Here is a 20978-nt window from a genome sequence, read left to right as displayed (position 1 = left end):
GACGATAAATATAATGGAAATATTATACTTTCGCCGGCTCTTTTTTGAAGTTTTCTATAGTCGTTCTATACATTTCCTCATATATTGGAAGAATGTTTTTCAAATCGAATTTTATAGCCTGATCTTTCGCATTTTTTTTCATTTTGGCTAAAAGCTCATCATTGCTTAGCAGCTTGATAGTGTAATTGCTCATAGCCTCTACATTTCCGATTTCAGCTAAGAATCCTGTCTCTCCCTGGATATTTACTTCAGGAATTCCGCCCGCATTGGAGCTGATTACAGGTGTATAAGCGGCCATAGCCTCAAGAGCGGCCAGACCGAAACTTTCCTGCTCGGAAGGAAGTAAGAATACATCAGACAGCTGCAGAATCTTATACAGATCATTCACTTTCCCTAACAGACGGATTTTTGAAATAAGCTCAGGATTTTCTTCCAGAAACTGATTCACTTTTTCCATATCAGGTCCCTCGCCGATGATAATCAGTTTGGATTTTACCTTTTTTTCAACGCTCTTGAAGATCTGAAGAACTTCTTCCACACGTTTTACAGGACGAAGGTTAGAAACATGGATCAAAATTTTCTCGTCAGGATTGGCAAACTGGGTTCTCTGGCATTCCGTGCAGTCATCAAATTCAGAATTGTCAATAAAATTGGTTATCACCTGGATTTCCTTCTTAATATTGAAAAACTGCAGTGTATCTTTTTTCAGACTTTCAGAAACCGAAGTAATAGCATCTGATTGATTGATCGAAAATTCTACAGCGTGCTTATAGCTTGGGTGCTGCCCTACAAGGGTAATATCTGTTCCGTGCAGCGTGGTCACCAATGGAATATCATTATTATCCTCTTTCAGCATCTGCTTGGCTGTAAATGCAGCATAGGCATAGGGAATGGCATAATGGGCATGTAGCAGATCAAGCTTATAAAGATTTACTACACGATAGATCATCGAGCTTAATGCAATATCATAAGGCTGATACTGGAAAAGCGGGTAGGTTTGTACATTCACCCTGTGAAAGAAAATATTCGGGTTGGTAATGTCTAGCCTTGCGGGTAGTGCAGAGCTTATAAAATGAACCTCATAGCCTTTATTGGCCAGAGACATCCCGAGCTCTGTTGCTACGATTCCGCTTCCGCCGTATGTTGGATAGCAAAGTATGCCTATTTTCATTAGATTATTGTTGTTTTGGTGTTGTAAAAACTGTTGTATTCATGTTTGAAGCAGAAGCCGGAACACTGTCGATTCCCATACCTGCTTTCAGCTGGTCATTGACCAGAACAGGCAGTCTGCCCCATATTTTTGTTTTTCCTTGCAGAGCATTGGCTGCAGCCGTCATAGAATCATCATTATTTTCGTAAGCGACAAGGACGGTAGATACTTTTGTGATATCAATGTCTTTTAAAGCGTAAGCACTTCCGAAAACATTTAAGATAAGGTTTTGGTTTTTGGTGAGCTCAGCAAGGACTCTTTTTGATTCTGCTGAAATTTTATAGGGTTTATATGCTGTTGAATTATCCTTGTGGAATCCTACGATTACTGTGGATCCTGCAGGAATTGTATTAATCTCGTTTGCTTTTTTGATCATAATATTTGGTCCCAGCTGATTAGCAAAAGTTTGATGTGGAGCTTCTTCCAGCGGAACATAATAAACCTGCTTTCCGGTGATAGGAAGCAGTTTCTGGTCATCTTTTAATAAAGTCAGTGCATTCGCGTAAAGATTCTGTATCAATGTCTTGTGAGAATCATTGTTAAGGTCGCTGTTGATATTTTCGGGGTTTTTTGGAGTGTATTGATTAAGACCCAAAAAATATTTTGTAAGTAAAATTTTCTTGACACTTTCTTCCACTCTTGATTGTGGAATTTCACCGTTTTCAATAGCTTTCTGAATTAATTTCTTTCCTTCCGAAACTCCCTGGGAGAAAAGCATAATATCATTTCCAGCTTTAAAAGCAAGGGCATCCAGTTGGCCCGGCTTATACTTATTGGCTACGGCTCCCATATTCAGAGCATCAGTAATGATTAATCCTTTGTAGCCTAGCTTGTCTTTTAATACGCCTGTAATAATATTTTTAGAAACTGAGGCAGGAATTCCTTTGCCGGATTCAAGGCTTGGGACATATAAGTGAGCTACCATCACACCGCCGATCCCTTTATTCATTAAGGCTTTAAAAGGCGCCAACTCAACGGTATTTAACCTGTCTAAACTATGTGAAACAACAGGCAGGTCCAGATGCGAATCTGTACTGGTATCACCGTGTCCAGGAAAATGTTTGATAGCCGCAAGAATCATATTATCCTGAAGGCCGTTGGAATAGGATAAAGCAGAACTAATCACATTATCTACTTCTGAACCGAAGCTTCTGTTTCCGATAATAGGATTATCCGGATTGGTATTCACATCAACAACCGGTGCGAAATCCCAGTTGATTCCCATTCTGTGGCAGTCTTCTGCTATTTTGGCGGACATCTGATAAATAAGGCTTTTATCCTGGATGGCTCCAAGGGTCATAGCCCAGGGAAATTTATGTGCTGTGGCGATTCTTTGGAACAGTCCCCATTCTGCATCCATTCCAATCATCATCGGAATTTTTGATTTCTGCTGAAATTCATTAACCAGGTTGATTTCTCTGGCAGCATCGTCCTGCATTAAAATTAATCCTCCAATCTTATCATTAACCACAATATTTCTGATCTGGTTAATATAGTCTTCACCTTTATTTGTGTAAAGCGCTACAATAAACAGCTGGCCCAGCTTTTCATCCTGAGAAAGCGATCTGTAGGTTTTGTTTACCCAATGATGAGCCTTTTTCAAGTCTTCTTCGGAAATGTTTTTAGGCTGGTACTGAGCTTGGGCTGTAAAGCTTATTAATGAAAAAATAAAGAGGGAAGTATATAACAATTTCTTCATGATCTTTTGAATAAGAACAAAAATACAATTAAAAAAATGATGAAAACAAAGTTTTTGCAATTTTTGGTATATGATTTGAATACGCTTTATAAATAATAACTAAACTTTTCTAAAAATGAAAAAAATACTTCTCTTTTTATTCCTGGGCGCTGTAGGTTTTACTGCTTATAGCTGTGACAATAATGACGATGATGTTGTTGTACAAAATCCAGTGGACTACGATACCTACTCAACAGCCTATGATATTAGCCCAAGCTTTACCAGAGTAAATGATAACCTTTACAGATTCAGTGATGATTTTAACAGCCCGTTAGTAGAATCTGATGTAGTGCTTATTTATATGCAAAATGGTACAGATGGCGGCGCACCGGTTTGGAAACTGCTTCCGTACACTTATTATGTAGGAAATGTAACAAACGATGCTGTAGATTACTTGTTTGATTTCAGCAAATTTGGAATTACGATTAATATAAATTCTACACCTACTTTTAGCTTAACAGCTAATCCTAGTTATTACCAGGGGAAAAACTTCAGAGTAGTAGTGATTCCTGCTAAAACAGGAAAGAGTGCAAAAGCAGCAGTTAATTATGAAGATTACAACAGCGTAATTAAATATTACAATATTGACGAGTCTAAAATTCAGACCAAAGTCACTAAATAAGAATATCTTTTCAGTTTTTTATAATTATTAAAAAAGCTCCGGGAGAAATTCCGGAGCTTTTATTGTATTTAGCCTTTGTTCAGGATAAGGTAATGTCGTCAAGAAGACTGCCAGAAGTTTGGAATTATTGTGTGCAAAAACATTATTTGTAAGACTGTTTTATTCTCTTAATAAACCATCCAGAGGCAACGTTTGAGTAGTGTCCTTGTCAGGGTTTTAAACCTTGATAGGGATTCATGCCCTTACTCTTTCAGCTATCAGTCCTTTTTAGTGTAGAGAAAATTATAGAAAGAAAAGAAATCGCTAAAAAAAGCTCCAGAATTTTCTGAAGCTTTTTTATTTAGTTATCATTGTCATCCAGGAGATGGCCAAAGAAGTCTTTTTTTGTTTTTAAATAGCCCTTACTCATCTCATTAGCAGGAATCTGTAAAGGAACCCTGGAGTTGAGGTTAATATTACTGTTGACCACATATTTTACCTTTTCAGGGTTGTTGGTCAGAAGGTTAATATCTTTTACCTCTAAAAGGTTAAGGATTTCAATAGCTACTCCAAAGTTTCTGTCATCTGCTGGAAGTCCAAGCTCTAAATTGGCCTGAACGGTATCAAAACCTTTTTCCTGCAGTGAATATGCTTTCAGTTTATTGATAATCCCGATATTTCTTCCTTCCTGACGGAGATAAACAATAATTCCTCCGTGCTCTTGGGTATATTTCATTGCGGCATCCAGTTGCTGCCCGCATTCACATTTTTTTGAATGGAAAACTTCTCCGGTAATGCATTCAGAATGGAAACGTACGTTCACCGGTTTTGAAAAATCTGTATTTTCTGCTACGATGGCCATGTGTGGCATCCAGTCGTTTTCGTTTTCAGAGAAAGCGATCATTCGGAAAGAGCCGTGCTCTGTAGGAACATTGGCTTCTGCCTGAATTTTAATCATTAATAGTGGTTAGTTTTTAATTTCCTTTTAAAGAATCTTCGATTACAGAAATATTGGTTTTTAGACGGACCAGGTATCTGTTAAGAACTTCATCATCATCTTTGTCAAGCTGCTGTCTGAGTTTCTGAATTTTCTTGTATGATTTTTCGAAGCTTTTAATGGCTCTGCCCTTTCCCGGCGAATTGTTGGCATCAATGGCATATAAATAATTCTGAAGGCTGTATTTCAAGCTTGTCACTTCATCATTCAAACTGTTGTTCTTAAACTTTGGAAAAGTAGAAATCAGATTTGAAATTTCAGAAGCGTTTACATTTTCTTTGATATTGATATCAAAGCCTTTTTTTGCCCCTCTGTCGGAATCAGAACCTTTAGTTTCGCTATAAAAATTATTTGACAACGGGGAAAGATTAAGCTTCTCCGTAGCGCAGGAAGTTGTGATTAATAGTAGTACTCCAAAAAAAAATAGTTTTCTCATTTCTGTTGCCCCTTTTGATAAAGGATCGGGTTAAGACTATCATCGTTATACATTTTCATTTGTTTGTATACTTTCATCTTAACATTACCGCATTCAATATCAGTAAGCAACTGATTAATAGAAGTTGACAGGTCTTCTTTCTGAGTAAGCAGTACATCCAGTTTAGCCTGGCAGTTGGCACGGTGCTCTTCAGAAGCGGATTCCCTATTGGCCTCTAATGACATATGATAAACCTTTAATGCAAGAATTGATAATCTGTCTACAGCCCAAGCGGGTGTTTCTGTATTGATTTTTGCATCAGGTTTTGGAGTTATATTTTCAAACTTTGTAAGGAACCAGCTGTCGATAAATTCTACCAGATCTGTTCTTTTCTGGTTGGATTCATCTATTGTTCTCTTCAGTTGAAGAGCTTCAGCAGGATCAATATTTTCATCTCTAATAATATCTTCCAAATGCCATTGAACGGTATCAATCCAGTTCTTTGCATACAAAATCCGTTCCAAACTGTCTTTTTCGAAAGGGTTATTAATTAGAGTGTTAACGTCATCGGACACGTGATAATCTTCAATAGATTGATTGAAGACTTTCCATGCAGTCTCAGTAAAATTCATTATTGCTGAGGAATTTAGTTGCTGGTAGTATTATTATTGTTGTTAGAAGAGGTTTTGCTTTCAGAACCTGGTTTGTCTTCTTCCTTCACCGCATCTTTAAATTCTTTGATTCCTGAACCAACTCCTCTCATTAATTCCGGAATTTTCTTTCCTCCGAACAGCAATACCAAAAGTATAGCTACGATAAGGATGTGCTGCCAAGATAAGGCAAGTATTGTTAGTGTGTTCATCTCTTAAGATTTTTGCAAAGTTACGCTTTTTTTAATATGAAATCCAACCTAATGGATCAACTGGCGTATTTCCGTTCCATACCTGGAAGTCAAGGGTATAAGAACCATCGAAATCCTGAGCTACAGTACCTACGGGAGTACCGGAAGAAACCTGCTGCCCTTTGGATACGCTTACGCTTCCTAAGTTGGAATAGATTGTAAAATAGCTTCCGTGTTTTACCATAACAGTTTTTGTTCCGTCACTATTTGCCAATACGGAGGAGACGGATCCCGGATATACAGATTTTGCACGGGTACCGGATGGCACTGATATTTTAATACCTGTATTTTCTTCAACAATATTTTTGAAAACCGGGTGTGGCTGTCTTCCGAATCGGTGGGTTACCTGCCCGGCCCTGTCTGCAGGGTAGCCAAGTTTTCCTCTGCTGTCTGCAAAACTGCTACCTGTAGTTGTAGTCACTCCATAGCTGGTCATTGCTTTGGTTTCAGCGGCTTTTTTCTCTTCCTCTTTTTTCTTATTCAGTGCGGCTTCTGCTGCTCTTGCTGCAATGAGTTTATTAGATGCTTCTTTTGCTCTTGCATTAGCTTCGTCCGATGCTTTTTTTGCAGCCACTCTTCTGGCTTCATCTTTTGCACTGGCTTCTGCTCTTGCGGCCTCTTCATTACGTTTTTTCTCCTCTTCAGCTCTTTTAGCGGCAAGATCGGCTGCTTTTTTAGCTTCAATTTCAGCGAGTTTTCTTTCTCTTTCCAATGCTTCAGCTCTGGCTTTTGCTTCAGCTTCAATTCTGGCTTTTTCTCTTTCCGCAATTATTTTAGCCATACGGATTTTTTCTGCTTCTGCTTTTCTTCTGGCTTCTTCTTCTGCTTTTGCTATTCTGATTTCTTCTGCGATAATGGCTCTGATCTGACCTTCTAAGGCTTTAGACTGAACCTGCTTCTGCTTAAGCTCCACGGTAAGCTTGGCTTCGTTTTTCTTGAAATCTGCCAGCAGCTGTTCTTTCTGTGCTCTTTCTGCATTAATGGTTGCTAGATCTTTCTGCTGGTTGGCCAGAAGATTTTCTTTCTCTCTTGCGGAGTTCTGTTTCTGTGCGATTGATTTTTTGATCTGTGCAGCTGCATTGCTTATCTCTGCAGCTTTTTTATCCTGATAGTCCGCGTACTGTTTCAGGTACTGAACTCTTCTGATGGCTTCACCCAAATTTTTGGACGAAAGAATGAAGGTTACCTTGTTCTGTACCCCTTTGTTTTTGTATGCATTGACAAGAACTTCAGCATAATTCTTTCTGAGAACTGCCAGTTCTTTGTTTTGACGGTTGATTTCCAGCTGACGCAGATAGATCTCATCTTCAATAAATCTTTTTTCCTTCTGAGTGTTGGTATATACCTTTTCTCTTAAGGTTAATTTTTTATTGACATTATTAAGATAGGCTACTGAAAGCTTAGATTCAGTTCTGGTTTTCGCCAGGTCTGTATTTATTTGTACAATTTGTTTTTTAAGATCGGCATTCTGTTTTTGAAGCTGTTCCTTGTTCTGCTGTCCCTGATGCAGGCCAAACAGTAGAATACCTATTAAAAAGCTAAATTTTTTAATCATTTAATCTCAATTTTCTTGTAACTGGATGGTACAGAATAAGCTGTTTCCATCCTCGAAAAGTCAAATTTCGTGTTTTCTAGTAAAATTTGGCTAGATTTTGAACCTTTTATAATTATTTTAACATTTTTTGGAAGACGGATTCCATTGTATTCATCCCAGTTGCTGTAAGAGATTTCCAGTTCATCAGGAGATAAAACATCCTTTAAATTCACACTCAGCAGATCATAATTGGCACCATACTGAAGCTCAATTTTGTACTCCCTGGTTTTCTGGTCTGTGACAATTTTTTGGTTGGTATTGGAAACCATTTTAAAGCCCTGCATGTTTTTGGTCAGGGTAAACTGGGAATCACTGATCTTCACAAAGGTTCTCCCCATCAATATTTTTTCCAGCGATTTGTAATCGATGAAGTTTACATTTAGCAAGTTATTTAAATAATCAAAATCTGAATCAATGTAAGTCTTACTGGTTTTGTCCTGTCCTTTGATTCCTTCAGGGGTAGCAATACCTCTTGCTACAGTAAATAAAAATGCCTGAAGATTCATCCATACTTTTTTATCATTTTCAATATAGATGACAGCATCAAGGGTTGGGATAAAGTTTCCGGTTTCCACATTTACTTTACTGTTGATTTTGATCTGGTCAAATTTTGGTGGAAGAAGTACATGCTCGTAGAAGGTAAGCTTGTCTCTCACCGGCTCATTGGCATCTTTGGGATTTCTATTATCTTCTGCTATAGCGGTACTATCCTGATTGCTGCCATTGTTTTTAGCTGCATTTCTTGTTTTACAGGATGATAGGGTAAGCAAAAGGAGAAGTATCGGGATCCAGTTTTTCATGTATTTTGTCTTTCGATTAAAAAAAATACGCTGCAATATTAACGCCAAACCACACAACAGATGTTATGTGGTTTGGATGTATCTTATTTTATATTAATTATTTCTGATCTTATTTAGATAAAAAATCTAAAACTGAGTAGTCACCCAAAGAGATTTCTCTGGAAACTCCAAAATACTGTGCGGAATTTCCAATCATTGAGTTGGAAAGATTCCCGTGGTTGATTCTGGTATTTTCCTGGATCAGGGAATTTTCAATATTGGAATTGACAATAACTGTATTATTTCCCAGTGATACGCCAGGGCCAATCTTTGAGTTGGAAATTTGTACGTTTTCACCGATAAAGCAAGGCTGAATGATCAATGAGTTCTCAATAACTGCTGATGCAGGGTGATTAAGCATTGCTTCTCTTTCATACTCAAGGATTTTGCTGTTGGTTTCTACAGTGGCATTTTTGTTTCCGCAGTCCATCCAGTCATTTACCTTTCCTAAAGTGAATTTTGCTCCTTTTGCTCTAAGGTTTTCCAGTGCTGTTGTCAGCTGGTACTCACCACCATTTTTTATATTATTATCCATAATATAATTGATTTCGTTCATCAGTTTTTCAGCACTGTTGAAATAATAAATACCGATGATGGCAAGATCTGAAACGAAAGTCTGAGGTTTTTCAACAAAATCGGTAATAAAACCGTAATTGTCTAATTTTACCACTCCGAAAGCTGATGGGTCTTCTACACTTTTTACCCAGATCACCCCGTCCGAATTTTTATCCAGCTGGAAATCTGCACGGAAAAGAGTGTCTGCAAAAGCAATTACCACATCTCCCTGCATGGAATCTTCCGCACATTTAATGGCATGTGCTGTTCCAAGCGGATCATTCTGGTAATATATACTGCCTTTTGCTCCCAGTTTTTCGGCTATCTGAAGGAGAGATTTTTCAATCTCCGGTCCGAAATCTCCAATGATAAATGCTACTTCTTCAATTTTTTCGCCTGCCACTTTAGCAATATCTTCTACCAGTCTCTGTACAATGGGCTTCCCTGCAATCGGGATAAGAGGTTTTGGAACTGTCAGTGTATGTGGACGTAATCTGGAACCACGTCCAGCCATAGGAACAATTATTTTCATAAATAATATGACAATGTTTATTTGTTATTTTGTTATTTTGTTATTTTGATTAGGCTAAAGGTAATAATTAAAATCATTGCTGATCGTAATATTTATCATCTTTATCAATCTTCTGTTTAATTTTTTTTAAGAACTCAATAGTATCAAATTAGAGGCCATATCTTAAGATCTCTTCAGTATTTTAGATAAAATAGGCTTTTCTTTATAGGCTACCAAAGCAATAAAAAGAAGTAGAAGTAAATTTCCTATCACATAATTGGTTCTGAAAAAGTAAAAGGATACCAGTGAACATGTGATTGTAAAGATCAGATAAAGGGCAATTTTCCCTGTATTATAATGAATAGGATATTGCTTCTGTCCCCAGACGTATGAAATGACCATCATTGACATAAAAGTGATCAACGCAGCCATGGCACTTGCCCAATAGCCATATTCAGGGATAAAGAAAAAATTAATGAAAACGGTAATACAGGCTCCTATCACAGAAATATATAAACCGACTCTGGTTTGGTCGGATAATTTATACCATATGGAAAGATTAAGATAAATCCCCAGGAATAAAGCACCCAGCATTACGAATGGTATGATTTCAATGCCTTCATAATAAAGCGGGTTACTCAGGTATTTTTCTGAAATCCACTGAAGATTCACCATGAGTCCCATATAAATGATACAGCTGCATATCACAAAAACATCCATTAATACAGCATAGGTTTTATGTGAATCCTTATTCTTAAAACTTGAAAAGAAATAAGGTTCAATACCCAGCTGATAGGCCTGCCGGAAAACCGTGATAAAGGTGGCGATTTTATAAACTGCCCCATATACTCCGATCTGGTGGCGTGCTTCGTCAGGAGGAAGCAGATATTTCAGAAACTGTCTGTCAAGAGTCTGGTTAACGATTCCTGCCAGTCCTGCGATCATTACAGGCCAAGAATAGCTCATGATTCTTTTCCATAATTTAAAATCAAATTTGGAAATACTGAAACTGAAAAATTCTTTTCCTACAATTAATAATGTAATAATACTCTGTACTAGATTGGCGATGAACACATAGCCAACCCCTAATTGCGGATCGTATTTTAAACCGAGAATTCCTTCCGGATGTTTCGGCAGCCACTGGATAAAAAATATAACCAGTAAAAAGTAAACTACAGATCCGGCCACTTTGGAAAACATATACTTAAATGCTTTCCCCTGTAGCCTTAATATAGCCGAAGGAATTGTAGAAAAGGCATCCAGGGAGAGGATGAATAAAAATATAACGAGATAATTGACCTGATCCGGAGTTTCAAAAGCTACTGCAAGTTCGTTCCGGAAGACATATCCTAAACCAAGATAGATCAAGGCAATGCTGATGATGCTTACCGAACATGTCGAAATTAATGTCTTCTTGTCAATGCTTTCCTCTTGTGCAAACCTGAAAAAAGAGGTTTCCATACCATGGGTAAGGAGCACCGTAATCACTCCTGCGATGGAGTACCAGTCTACAAAAGGCGATGAAGCAGCAGGCCCGAAAGCCTTTGTAACAATTGGTGCAATGATGAACGGGAAAATACGGACTAATACTGAACTAAGCCCATATACGGCGGTCTGGCCGAATAACTTCTTATACAAACTCGAAAATTTTATGCAAATGTAAATATTTAGAAATTGATTTATAATCGACAACATTAAAATTCATTCATAAACCTTAATTTTGCTCTTTATAGATGTTAGATATCAGAAATTAAAAATTAGTGATTGCAGTTTACCAATCACTTATAATTTTTGGCTTAAAAATTTTCTGACATTTAACTTCTAATAATCTAACCTTAATTTCTATAAAAAGTAAAAATGAAGACCCTAATCAAAAATGTAAAGATTGTGAACGAAGGTAAGATCTTCGAAAGCGATATCTTAATAGAAAATGACCTTATCTCTACAATAAGCCCCAATATTTCTGAGGAAGCAGATCAAACCATTGACGGTTCCGGAAAATATCTTCTGCCGGGTGTAATAGACGACCAGGTGCATTTCAGAGATCCGGGACTAACGCACAAAGGAGATATTGAAACTGAATCCAGAGCAGCCATTGCAGGAGGTGTTACAAGCTTTATAGATCAGCCAAATACAGTTCCTAATGCTGTTACTCAGGAATTACTGGCCGATAAATATGAAATAGGGTCTAAAAAAGCATACGCGAACTACGGTTTTATGATGGGCGGAACGAATGATAATCTTGAGGAAGTTCTAAAGACCAATCCGAGAAATGTTCCGGGAATTAAATTATTCTTAGGTTCTTCTACCGGAAATATGCTGGTAGACAATCCGGAAACTCTTGAAAATATTTTCAGCAGCACAAAAATGCTGATCGCTGTTCATTGTGAAGATGAAGCTACGATCAAAACCAATACCCAGAAATATCTTGATGAATATGGAGAAGATATTCCTGTAAAGTTCCATCACCTGATCAGAAGTGAAGAAGCCTGTTATAAATCTTCTTCCAAAGCCATTGAATTGGCGGAAAAAACAGGAGCGAGGCTTCACGTATTCCATCTTTCAACAGCAAAAGAGATGGAGCTGTTCAGAAATGATATTCCTTTAAAAGATAAAAAAATTACAGCTGAAGTATGTGTCCATCATTTGACGTTTACCAACGATGATTACGAAACTAAAGGTTCTCTGATCAAATGGAATCCTGCCGTAAAAACTCAGAAAGATAAGGATGCACTGTGGGAAGCTCTTCTGGACGACAGAATTGATGTAATTGCTACAGACCATGCTCCGCACACGGCCGAAGAAAAACTCAATCCATATACAAAATGCCCTTCCGGTGCGCCTTTGGTACAGCATTCCTTACCGGTAATGCTGGAAAATTATCACTCCAGAAAAATTTCCTTGGAAAAAATCGTTGAAAAGATGTGCCACAATCCCGCGATACTTTTCAGAATTGAGAAAAGAGGTTTTGTAAGAGAAGGGTATAAAGCAGATCTTGTTTTGGTTGATTTAAATGCAGACTGGACTGTAGCTAAAGACAATCTTTTGTACAAATGTGGTTGGAGCCCGCTGGAAGGAATGAATTTACACTCTAAAGTGACCCAGACTTTTGTGAATGGACATCTTGTGTATGACAACGGAAAAATTGCTGAAGGAAAATTTGGGGAAAGACTTCTCTTTGAAGCAGAAGCATAATTGAAAGGCAAAAATGAAATAGTAAAAGGGCAAAATGTGTATAGCATATTGCCTTTTTTATGATTAAAAAAAAGATCTATTTCTTAGGCTTGGCATTCATATAAAACGTTAGTTTTCCACCAGCTGTAATCTCAGAATGTTTTAGGGTAAAATTCTTAATCTCTTTACCATTCAGAAGAATTTTTTCAACATATACGTTTTTCGGGCCCTGATTAACGGCTTCAATTTCAAACGTTTTTCCGTTTTCCAGATTCAAAACTGCATGATCTACGGCTGGACTTCCAATCGCATAATCTTCAGAACCCGGTGCTACAGGATAAAATCCTAGCGAGCTTAAAATATACCACGCGCTCATTTGTCCCGCATCATCGTTTCCACCGAGTCCATCGGGTGTAGCTTTATACTGCATTTCCAAAATACGTCGGATCTGAGCCTGGGTTTTCCAGGGCTGTCCTGCCCAGTTGTAAAAATACGCGACGTGGTGAGCCGGCTCGTTTCCGTGGACATAGCCACCGATGATTCCTTCACGGGTAATATCTTCTGTATCTGCAAAAAATTCGTCAGGAAGATGCATTGTGAAAAGTTCGTCCAACTTTGAAGCAAATTTTTTCTTTCCACCCATCATCTGCATAAGCCCGTCAGGGTTCTGCGGGACAAAAAAGCTGTAATTCCATGAGTTACCTTCAATGAAGCCTTGCCCGTGGGTGCTCAGGACATCAAAATCTTTTTTAAAGCTTCCGTCTGCTAGACGGGGACGCATAAAACCGGCTTTCGGATCAAAATTATTTTTCCAGTTTTCAGAACGCTTGATGAATTGATTGTAAATTTCGGTTTCGCCTAAATGTTTTGCGAGCTGAGCGATCGCCCAGTCATCATAAGCATATTCCAGGGTATTGGAAACTGAAGTTCCGTTTTTCTCAGCCGAAATATACCCCATATCTATATAATAACCGATGCCTTCATAATCCCTTTTATTAGCTGTAGCGATGCAGGCTTTCAATACTTCTTTGGGGTCACCGTTATAATTTCCTTTGATCACCGCATCGGCTGCTACACTTACACTGTGGTATCCGCTCATACACCAGTTGTCGTTGGCATAATGGGACCATATCGGCAGCATTTTCATAGAGAACTGATCATAATGGGCCATCATGGATTTCACCATATCATTATTCCTTTTTGGCTGAATGATATTAAAGAAAGGATGAAGGGCACGGTACGTATCCCAGATAGAGAAAGTCGTATAGTTGGTAAAGCCTTCTGCTTTGTGGATATTCTGGTCTAATCCTTTATATTCCCCATTGATATCCATGTAAGTGGTAGGGCTGATAAATGTATGGTACATTGCCGTATAAAAGTTCGTCTTTTCTGTTTCGGAACCTTTGATGACAATTTTATTCAGCTCTTTATCCCAGTTTTCCTGGGCTTTTGCTTTTATCTGATCAAAAGATAAATTCCCGGTTTCTTTTTCCAGATTTTCCAATGCATTGATCTGGCTTACGGGAGAAATGGCCAGCTTTACTTCGACAGCTTCGTTCTCTTGAGTATCGAAATCAAAATACATTTTCAGGTTTTTGCCGGCGATCTCAGGAAAGTTTTTATTCTGGTCGAATTTTCTCCAGAACCCTCTGTAGACCTGCGGTCCGTCAAAGTTTTTCTGCCCGTATGATTTGAATGGCTTTGAGAATTTCATAGCAAAATAAACCGTTCTTGTTCTTGCCCAACCATTCGTCTGCCGATAACCGGTAACAGTACCGTCGTTTTCTACACGTACATAAGTCCATACATTTTTACCTTTATAATTATAAATTCCTGCGGTCAGGTCTAAAATAATATGCGCCTGATCAGATTTTGGAAAAGTATACCGGTGCACTCCGGTTCTTGTTGAGGCAGTCAGTTCTGCAAGAATATTATGGTCGTCGAGCTTTACTTTATAATATCCGGCTTCAGCTTTTTCGTTTTCATGGGAGAATTTGCTTCGGTAGCCGTTTTCAGGGTGTGAGGCTGTTCCCGGATTCAGTTGTAGTTTCCCTACCGTCGGCATAATCAGAAAATCTCCAAGATCAGAATGTCCCGTTCCGCTGAAATGCGTTGAACTGAAACCTACAATGGTTTTGTCTTCATAGCGGTATCCCGCACAGTATTTATAAACCTCACCGTTGTATTTTCCATTGAGTTCATACGAAATGGTATCAGTTTCCGGGCTCAGCTGTACAGCTCCGAAGGGAACGGTAGCACCTGGATAGGTATGGCCCATTTTTTCAGTTCCTATTAACGGGTTTACATATTGATAGAGCTTTTCGAATTGTTGAGCTTTAAAATTTAAACTAAATAATAAAAATAATAGAAAAACAGAAGTTCCCGAATTTTTCATGAATAAGTAAATTTTCGAATGATAAAAGTAATCAAAATCAAAGAATAATCTATAAATCTTTGTATTGCTTTGTGTTTTAATTATCGCAAGGATAGGCAAAGATTTTTGGAAAGCAATCCGTTCAATTACAGATAAGCAAGGCAATTCGTTTTATATCAGTAAGACAAATGTGTATTTCATTTATTTTTCAGAAAACCGGAAACCAATTCCGTGTAGATTTTCAATGATTATATTTTGTTCGTCCGCAAAAACTTTTCGTAATCTGGAAATAAATACATCCAGACTGCGTCCCATAAAGTAATCATCATCTCCCCAGATTGCCTTCAGTATATCCTGTCTTTTTACAACCGTGTTTTTGTGGCGGATAAAATATAAGAGCAGGTCAGATTCTCTTTGTGTAAGGGTAATGGTACTTCCTGTATCCTTCAGAGTGTAGTTCTTAGGGTCAAAATCATATTTCCCCACCTTGTATTTTAGCGGAGAGATATCAGTTTTTCTGGTGCGTTTCAGGAAAACCTCAATCTTTAAAATTAATTCTTCTATACTGAACGGTTTTACCAGATAATCATCAGCGCCTATCTTGAGGCCTTTAATTCTGTCTTCTTTCAACACTTTTGCAGAAATGAAAATAATAGGGATTTCGGAGTTGTTATTACGAATGTGCTGTGCCAGCTCAAATCCGTTGAGTTCAGGCATCATAATATCCAGCAGGCAGATATCAAAATTTTGGCTGTTGAAAGCTTCAAGGGCAGATTTTCCATCCGGGTAATGGTCTATATCATAATAGCTTTCCAGGCTGTCCTGGATGAGGAAAGCTATAGTTTTGTCATCTTCTGCATATAAAATTTTAGATTTTTCCATTGCTTACCATTATTAATTTAAAACGGAAAAAACAGAGTGACGGTAATTCCTTTATCCGGATTATTTTCAACCGAAATTTTCCATTGATGCTGCTGAACAATTTTTTTAACATAAAATAAGCCTAGCCCAAAACCATTGACCTCATCACTTTTTTTTGTGCTGACCCTGTAAAACTTGTCAAAAATATGAGGGATGTTTTTAGCAGGAATCCCCATTCCGTTATCTTTAAACTTTAAATATAAACCTTTTGAATCTTTATTTGCTGAAATGGTAATATCGGGCTTCGTATCACAATATTTAATAGAGTTGTCCAAAATATTGTAAATGATATTTGTAAAGTGAAATTCGTCTGCGATAATTGAGAGGTTATCTTCAATATCTATATGGAGCGTGAGGTTTTCATTCTTTTGATGTAAGGTATCTGCAATTTCCTGAATAAATGGAAGCAATACAATTTTCTGAGGCTTTAATGACAACCCCGAAGCATCATTTTTCGCAATATTCAATATTTTTTCAATGTGGTTATTGAGCTTGTAGCTTTGATTAATAATGATGGAGGTGTAGGCTTCCAGTTTGGGATTTTCCTGAATTACATTTTGTTTATTAAGAGCTTCTGATGCTAAAAGTATTGAAGATAAAGGGGTTTTGAACTCGTGGGTCATATTATTGATGAAATCCCTCTGCAGTTCTGAGAATTTTTTTTGCTGGATAATCGTGTATATAGAATAAACATAGACAAGAAGGATGATGAAGAGTGCCAGTGTAAGTAAGTACCAAAACCGTAATGAACTTATCAGGTAGGTCGTTTTATCAGGAAAACGTATGGAAAAGTAATAGATCAGGTTTTTATGTTTTGGAAAATTAATCATCTTATTATCGGGACTTTCCTGATGGCTCGAAATATATTTCCCGTATATCATTTTATCGCTGCGGCAATTGTATAAGGCATACGTATAATCTGTATTGATTTGAAAACGGGTAAATTCTGTCTTCAGATAGTGTTCCAGAACTGCGGGATGAAATTCATTGTTAATATTCACTACGTAGTAATCGTTGGCAATATTCTGTACCGGATTTTCAGTAAAAGAAGTTTTTCCACCGGATAATTTTTCCACAACTTCCAGTAAAGCGATATTAACCTTCTGGTTAAATTTTTTATCTTCAAGATTATAGGCCTGCCGGGTCCATAAAAGCTGAGCCGTCATAATTCCAATGATAGCAAAGAGCCCGAGCGTTATAATAATATTGAGTTTTTTAATTTCCATTTCTGGAGCAATATTATCCAAAAATATCTATTAATTTTTTATCATTAACAACTCGTTAACAAATGTTTGATAGTGATTAACAAGTTGTATGGACAATCCGCTTTACATTTGCTGTATCAAAAGATGATAACTGATTCTTTTAAATCTTGTAACTCTTAAAATTTATACTCATGAAAAAATTAAAAATCACAGCCCTTTTGGCAGTTTTGGCATTCTCTCCGTTTTATGCCAATGTATTTCCTGTTGAAAGCAATTCAGTAGTAAAAATGATTGCTGATGCTATTAAATGGAAATCAGAATCTATAGACGTAGGAACCATTCCTCAGGGAAAACCTAAGCTAATCAGATTTGAATTTACCAATACTTCTTCAAAGCCGATTGTTATTGAGAATGTAGCTCCTTCATGTGGATGTACAACAGCGGATTATACTAAAACACCAATTCTTCCTGGAAAAAAAGGATTTGTAGAAGCCAGTTATAATGCGGCAAGCAAAGGTGCATTTATGAAAACAGTGAATGTTACGACCAGCGAGAGCAAAACTCCGAAAACACTTTCGTTCAAAGGAGTAGTTTCATAATAAAAGTTTTACGACCAGGCCATTATAAAAAATAACCTTGTAATCCGTTACAGGGTTATTTTTTTATGATTTTAAATATAGCGGGAGAATAACTATTTATAACATTATTATTTATCCCATTATTTTAAACCGCATCCATTCAATATTTAGTATTTTTAGGAAAAAATAAGATCATATGAATTTATATACACAGCCAATGTTGCGCGAAGGTGCATTACAGGATAAAGTCGCGATTGTAACGGGAGGCGGAAGCGGCCTTGGAAAAGCAATGACCAAATATTTTCTGGAACTGGGAGCAAAAGTGGTAATTACTTCCCGTAATTTGGAGAAATTACAAGGGACTGCAAAAGAGCTGGAAGAGGAGACTGGCGGTAAAGTCCTGTGTGTTGCCTGTGACGTGAGAAACTGGGATGAGGTGGAAGCTATGAAAGAAGCTACATTGAAAGAATTCGGGAGAATAGATATTTTACTGAACAATGCAGCTGGAAACTTCATTTCTCCGACAGAGAGACTGACACATTCGGCTTTTGATTCTATTTTGGATATTGTTTTAAAGGGAACAAAAAACTGTACCCTTTCCATCGGTAAGCATTGGATTGATTCTAAAAGCCCGGGAACTGTTTTAAATATTGTAACAACCTATGCATGGACAGGGTCTGCTTATGTGGTTCCTTCAGCATGTGCCAAAGCAGGAGTTTTGGCAATGACCAGATCTTTAGCGGTAGAGTGGGCAAAATATGGGATCCGCTTCAATGCAATTGCACCGGGACCTTTCCCTACCAAAGGAGCATGGGACAGGCTTCTTCCGGGAGATCTTCAGGAAAAATTCGATATGAGAAAAAAAGTTCCTTTGAGAAGAGTAGGGGAACATCAGGAGCTGGCTAACCTTGCCGCTTATCTGGTTTCAGATTATTCTGCATATATGAATGGGGAAGTAGTAACTATTGACGGTGGCGAGTGGCTTCAGGGAGCCGGAGAGTTCAATATGCTTGAAGATATTCCAAAAGAAATGTGGGATGCACTGGAAGCGATGATTAAAGCTAAAAAAACAAACTAATTAAAATATCTATAAAATGAACCCGGAGTTGTAACGATTCCGGGTTTTTTTATAACTTATCACAGAAATAATATAACTTATTCCAATGAATTATAAACTTCCAAGCCTTATCGCAGCGGCAGCAGTCTTCCTGTTTTCAGGATCTGCTTTAGCACAGGAGACTCCGAAATACAGTTATGTAGAGGCATTCAAGCCTTTCTTTTATCCCCAGACCGGTACAGAAACCCGTTCTGCGAGTGGACAGCCGGGGCATGCTTACTGGCAGAACTCGGCAGATTATGACCTGAATGTAAGCCTTAACGATGCAAAAAACGAAATTACCGGAACAGCTGAAATAACCTATACCAACAACAGTCCCGACCAGTTAGGTTTCTTATGGTTGCAGCTTGACCAGAATTTATTTGCAAAAGATTCCCGTGGCAACGCAGTTGTTCCGCCGTCAGGAAGCAGAAACGGAGCTCACGGTGAAGAACTGGATGGAGGCTATAAAATTAAATCTGTAAAGCTTGGCGGTAAAGACGTAAAATACACGATTACCGATACCAGAATGCAGATCGATCTTCCTAAAGAACTGAAAGCTAAAGGCGGTGTTGCTAAAATAAAAATTGAATATTCCTTTACTTCGCCAGAATATGGATCGGACAGAATGGGAGTTCAGAATACTAAAAACGGTAAAATATTTACTATAGCCCAATGGTATCCAAGGATGTGTGTATATGATGATGTTATGGGCTGGAACACCCTTCCTTACATTGGAGCTTCAGAATTTTATCTGGAATATGGTCGTATTTCCGCTAATATTACAGTTCCTGCCAATCATTATGTAGTAGCATCCGGAGAACTTCTGAATTATAAAGAAGTATACAGTAAAGAAGAAAATAACCGTTGGGAACAAGCCAGAAACAGCGATAAAACTGTCATGATCCGTCCGGAATCCGAAATCGGGAAAAATCAGGCTTCAGGGACAAAAACATGGAAATTTAAAATTGATCAGACCCGTGATTTTGCATGGGCCTCATCCCCTGCATTTATTCTGGATGCAGCAAAAATAAACCTTCCGAGTGGTAAAAAATCTGTAGCTATATCTGCTTATCCTGCGGAAAGCGCAGGCGAAAAAGCGTGGGGAAGATCTACAGAATATACAAAAGCTGCTATCGAGCATTATTCTCAAAAATGGTATGAATACACCTATCCGGCAGCAACCAATGTAGCAGGAAATGAAGGTGGAATGGAGTATCCCGGAATTGTATTCTGTCATATGAATTCCGCCGGTGAAGATCTTTGGGGAGTTACGGATCACGAGTTCGGGCACAATTGGTTTCCGATGATTGTAGGTTCCAATGAGAGACTGTTTGCATGGATGGATGAAGGCTTTAATACCTTTATCAATGAGCTGTCGACAAAAGCTTTTAATAACGGAGAATACTATAAGAAGAAAGATATTGCCAAGAGTGGAGGCTTTATGATGGGGGATAATATTGAACCAGTCATGGTAGGACCAGACAATATGAAGGAGAGAAGCATAGGAGTTCTGGCTTACTTTAAGCCTGGGATGGGGCTACAGATATTAAGAGAGTCAATTTTAGGCCCTGAAAAATTTGATAAAGCATTCAAAACCTACATCGACCGATGGGCTTTCAAGCACCCTACACCTTGGGACTTCTTCCATACGATGGAAAATGTTTCCGGAGAAGAACTGAACTGGTTCTGGAGAGGGTGGTTTATCAATAAATGGAAGATCGATCAGTCTATTAAAGAGGTAAAATACATCAACGGGGATTTTAAAAACGGAGCCCAGATCACAGTTGAAAATCTTGGACAGCTTCCCATGCCTACAACGGTTCAGGTGAAATTTAAAGACGGTACGAAACAGGTTGTAAAAATCCCGGTCGAAGTTTGGAAACGCAATACGGAATGGCTGTTCAATATAAACTCAGGTAAAGAAATTAGTGAGGTAATGCTGGATCCGGATTCTCTGGTTCCTGATGTTAATCCGAAAAATAATATCTGGCCTTCGGTACAGACAAAGCCCATTGAAAAGATCAATACAAAAGATTTTGCAGGAACATATGGAATTGCAAGTGACCCCATCAAATTGGTCTTTACCGATAAAAACGGCCAGCTTTATCTTAAAGCAGGAAATCAGCCGGAATTTCCCCTAGAATATATAGGAAGTAATCAGTTTACTTTTAATGAAGCTGGAATAACACTGGTATTTAGTAAGGATAAAAAGGATCTTATTTTTAAACAGGCCGGAAGGGAATATAAATTTACCAAAGAATAAAAC

At 38.0% G+C, this 20978-nt stretch carries 18 protein-coding genes; 5 read left to right on the top strand and 13 right to left on the bottom strand.

Annotated features, from left to right (window positions below):
- Positions 1 to 22: 22 nt before the first annotated feature.
- Together bshA and ACMGDK_RS07260 are read right to left on the bottom strand one after the other, a co-directional pair.
- The gene (gene bshA, locus ACMGDK_RS07265; RefSeq protein ID WP_116011979.1) at positions 23 to 1171 is read right to left on the bottom strand and encodes an N-acetyl-alpha-D-glucosaminyl L-malate synthase BshA; all 1149 of its coding nucleotides are present in this window, start codon (positions 1169 to 1171) and stop codon (positions 23 to 25) included.
- 4 nt (positions 1172 to 1175) lie between these two features.
- Complete coding sequence (locus ACMGDK_RS07260; protein WP_436807342.1) at positions 1176 to 2909, bottom strand: glycoside hydrolase family 3 protein; 1734 nt, start codon at positions 2907 to 2909, stop codon at positions 1176 to 1178.
- A gap of 115 nt (positions 2910 to 3024) precedes the next feature.
- Between ACMGDK_RS07260 and ACMGDK_RS07255 the strand changes: the two genes are divergently transcribed.
- Positions 3025 to 3570, top strand: coding sequence for a hypothetical protein (locus ACMGDK_RS07255; protein ID WP_436807341.1), 546 nt, complete (start codon positions 3025 to 3027; stop codon positions 3568 to 3570).
- Between the two features lie 340 nt (positions 3571 to 3910).
- Here ACMGDK_RS07255 and ribA read toward each other — a convergent pair whose 3' ends face one another.
- The 8 genes from ribA to ACMGDK_RS07215 form a co-directional block, all read right to left on the bottom strand.
- Positions 3911 to 4507, bottom strand: coding sequence for a GTP cyclohydrolase II (gene ribA, locus ACMGDK_RS07250; RefSeq protein ID WP_436807340.1), 597 nt, complete (start codon positions 4505 to 4507; stop codon positions 3911 to 3913).
- Between the two features lie 16 nt (positions 4508 to 4523).
- On the bottom strand, positions 4524 to 4982 hold the full coding sequence (locus ACMGDK_RS07245) for a hypothetical protein (RefSeq protein WP_436807339.1): 459 nt from the start codon (positions 4980 to 4982) through the stop codon (positions 4524 to 4526).
- Complete coding sequence (locus ACMGDK_RS07240; RefSeq protein ID WP_436807338.1) at positions 4979 to 5593, bottom strand: DUF4254 domain-containing protein; 615 nt, start codon at positions 5591 to 5593, stop codon at positions 4979 to 4981. The genes ACMGDK_RS07245 and ACMGDK_RS07240 overlap by 4 nt, the downstream gene beginning before the upstream one ends.
- Positions 5594 to 5607: 14 nt before the next feature.
- Complete coding sequence (locus tag ACMGDK_RS07235; protein WP_436807337.1) at positions 5608 to 5823, bottom strand: twin-arginine translocase TatA/TatE family subunit; 216 nt, start codon at positions 5821 to 5823, stop codon at positions 5608 to 5610.
- Positions 5824 to 5854: 31 nt separating this feature from the next.
- Positions 5855 to 7417, bottom strand: coding sequence for a peptidoglycan DD-metalloendopeptidase family protein (locus tag ACMGDK_RS07230; protein WP_436807336.1), 1563 nt, complete (start codon positions 7415 to 7417; stop codon positions 5855 to 5857).
- On the bottom strand, positions 7414 to 8256 hold the full coding sequence (lolB1, locus tag ACMGDK_RS07225; protein WP_436807335.1) for a lipoprotein insertase outer membrane protein LolB1: 843 nt from the start codon (positions 8254 to 8256) through the stop codon (positions 7414 to 7416). The genes ACMGDK_RS07230 and lolB1 overlap by 4 nt, the downstream gene beginning before the upstream one ends.
- Positions 8257 to 8365: 109 nt before the next feature.
- Positions 8366 to 9382 (bottom strand): sugar phosphate nucleotidyltransferase, encoded by a 1017-nt coding sequence (locus ACMGDK_RS07220; protein ID WP_436807334.1) that lies wholly within the window; start codon positions 9380 to 9382, stop codon positions 8366 to 8368.
- 162 nt (positions 9383 to 9544) lie between these two features.
- On the bottom strand, positions 9545 to 10999 hold the full coding sequence (locus tag ACMGDK_RS07215) for a lipopolysaccharide biosynthesis protein (RefSeq protein ID WP_436807333.1): 1455 nt from the start codon (positions 10997 to 10999) through the stop codon (positions 9545 to 9547).
- 219 nt (positions 11000 to 11218) lie between these two features.
- On the opposite strand from ACMGDK_RS07215, the gene ACMGDK_RS07210 reads away from it, so the two are divergent.
- On the top strand, positions 11219 to 12556 hold the full coding sequence (locus ACMGDK_RS07210; protein ID WP_436807332.1) for a dihydroorotase: 1338 nt from the start codon (positions 11219 to 11221) through the stop codon (positions 12554 to 12556).
- Between the two features lie 76 nt (positions 12557 to 12632).
- Here the strand turns inward: ACMGDK_RS07210 and ACMGDK_RS07205 are convergent, their stop codons facing one another.
- From ACMGDK_RS07205 to ACMGDK_RS07195, 3 genes are all read right to left on the bottom strand, one after another.
- Entirely contained in the window at positions 12633 to 14930 is a 2298-nt protein-coding gene (locus ACMGDK_RS07205) for a GH92 family glycosyl hydrolase (RefSeq protein ID WP_436807331.1), read from the bottom strand.
- 180 nt (positions 14931 to 15110) lie between these two features.
- A complete protein-coding gene (locus tag ACMGDK_RS07200) occupies positions 15111 to 15791 on the bottom strand; it encodes a response regulator transcription factor (RefSeq protein WP_436807330.1) in 681 nt (226 codons plus the stop codon).
- Positions 15792 to 15808: 17 nt separating this feature from the next.
- Entirely contained in the window at positions 15809 to 17056 is a 1248-nt protein-coding gene (locus ACMGDK_RS07195; RefSeq protein ID WP_436807329.1) for a sensor histidine kinase, read from the bottom strand.
- Positions 17057 to 17226: 170 nt separating this feature from the next.
- On the opposite strand from ACMGDK_RS07195, the gene ACMGDK_RS07190 reads away from it, so the two are divergent.
- The 3 genes from ACMGDK_RS07190 (at position 17227) to ACMGDK_RS07180 (ending at position 20975) form a co-directional block, all read left to right on the top strand.
- Positions 17227 to 17634, top strand: a complete 408-nt coding sequence (locus ACMGDK_RS07190; protein WP_426049330.1) for a DUF1573 domain-containing protein — start codon at positions 17227 to 17229, stop codon at positions 17632 to 17634.
- A gap of 175 nt (positions 17635 to 17809) precedes the next feature.
- A complete protein-coding gene (locus ACMGDK_RS07185) occupies positions 17810 to 18691 on the top strand; it encodes an SDR family oxidoreductase (RefSeq protein ID WP_034725829.1) in 882 nt (293 codons plus the stop codon).
- A gap of 85 nt (positions 18692 to 18776) precedes the next feature.
- Complete coding sequence (locus tag ACMGDK_RS07180; protein ID WP_436807328.1) at positions 18777 to 20975, top strand: M1 family metallopeptidase; 2199 nt, start codon at positions 18777 to 18779, stop codon at positions 20973 to 20975.
- Positions 20976 to 20978 lie beyond the last annotated feature (3 nt).

Source organism: Chryseobacterium hilariae (assembly GCF_051400735.1).
Taxonomy (GTDB): Bacteria; Bacteroidota; Bacteroidia; order Flavobacteriales; family Weeksellaceae; genus Chryseobacterium.
This window is presented reverse-complemented; position numbering and strand designations above follow the sequence as displayed.

What these genes read in the sequence shown, in the direction of transcription:
- bshA (WP_116011979.1), bottom strand. Translation starts at nt 1,171, where the DNA reads ATGAAAATAGGCATACTTTGCTATCCAACATACGGCGGAAGCGGAATC.
- ACMGDK_RS07260 (WP_436807342.1), bottom strand. Translation starts at nt 2,909, where the DNA reads ATGAAGAAATTGTTATATACTTCCCTCTTTATTTTTTCATTAATAAGC.
- ACMGDK_RS07255 (WP_436807341.1), top strand. Translation starts at nt 3,025, where the DNA reads ATGAAAAAAATACTTCTCTTTTTATTCCTGGGCGCTGTAGGTTTTACT.
- ribA (WP_436807340.1), bottom strand. Translation starts at nt 4,507, where the DNA reads ATGATTAAAATTCAGGCAGAAGCCAATGTTCCTACAGAGCACGGCTCT.
- ACMGDK_RS07245 (WP_436807339.1), bottom strand. Translation starts at nt 4,982, where the DNA reads ATGAGAAAACTATTTTTTTTTGGAGTACTACTATTAATCACAACTTCC.
- ACMGDK_RS07240 (WP_436807338.1), bottom strand. Translation starts at nt 5,593, where the DNA reads ATGAATTTTACTGAGACTGCATGGAAAGTCTTCAATCAATCTATTGAA.
- ACMGDK_RS07235 (WP_436807337.1), bottom strand. Translation starts at nt 5,823, where the DNA reads ATGAACACACTAACAATACTTGCCTTATCTTGGCAGCACATCCTTATC.
- ACMGDK_RS07230 (WP_436807336.1), bottom strand. Translation starts at nt 7,417, where the DNA reads ATGATTAAAAAATTTAGCTTTTTAATAGGTATTCTACTGTTTGGCCTG.
- lolB1 (WP_436807335.1), bottom strand. Translation starts at nt 8,256, where the DNA reads ATGAAAAACTGGATCCCGATACTTCTCCTTTTGCTTACCCTATCATCC.
- ACMGDK_RS07220 (WP_436807334.1), bottom strand. Translation starts at nt 9,382, where the DNA reads ATGAAAATAATTGTTCCTATGGCTGGACGTGGTTCCAGATTACGTCCA.
- ACMGDK_RS07210 (WP_436807332.1), top strand. Translation starts at nt 11,219, where the DNA reads ATGAAGACCCTAATCAAAAATGTAAAGATTGTGAACGAAGGTAAGATC.
- ACMGDK_RS07205 (WP_436807331.1), bottom strand. Translation starts at nt 14,930, where the DNA reads ATGAAAAATTCGGGAACTTCTGTTTTTCTATTATTTTTATTATTTAGT.
- ACMGDK_RS07200 (WP_436807330.1), bottom strand. Translation starts at nt 15,791, where the DNA reads ATGGAAAAATCTAAAATTTTATATGCAGAAGATGACAAAACTATAGCT.
- ACMGDK_RS07195 (WP_436807329.1), bottom strand. Translation starts at nt 17,056, where the DNA reads ATGGAAATTAAAAAACTCAATATTATTATAACGCTCGGGCTCTTTGCT.
- ACMGDK_RS07190 (WP_426049330.1), top strand. Translation starts at nt 17,227, where the DNA reads ATGAAAAAATTAAAAATCACAGCCCTTTTGGCAGTTTTGGCATTCTCT.
- ACMGDK_RS07185 (WP_034725829.1), top strand. Translation starts at nt 17,810, where the DNA reads ATGAATTTATATACACAGCCAATGTTGCGCGAAGGTGCATTACAGGAT.
- ACMGDK_RS07180 (WP_436807328.1), top strand. Translation starts at nt 18,777, where the DNA reads ATGAATTATAAACTTCCAAGCCTTATCGCAGCGGCAGCAGTCTTCCTG.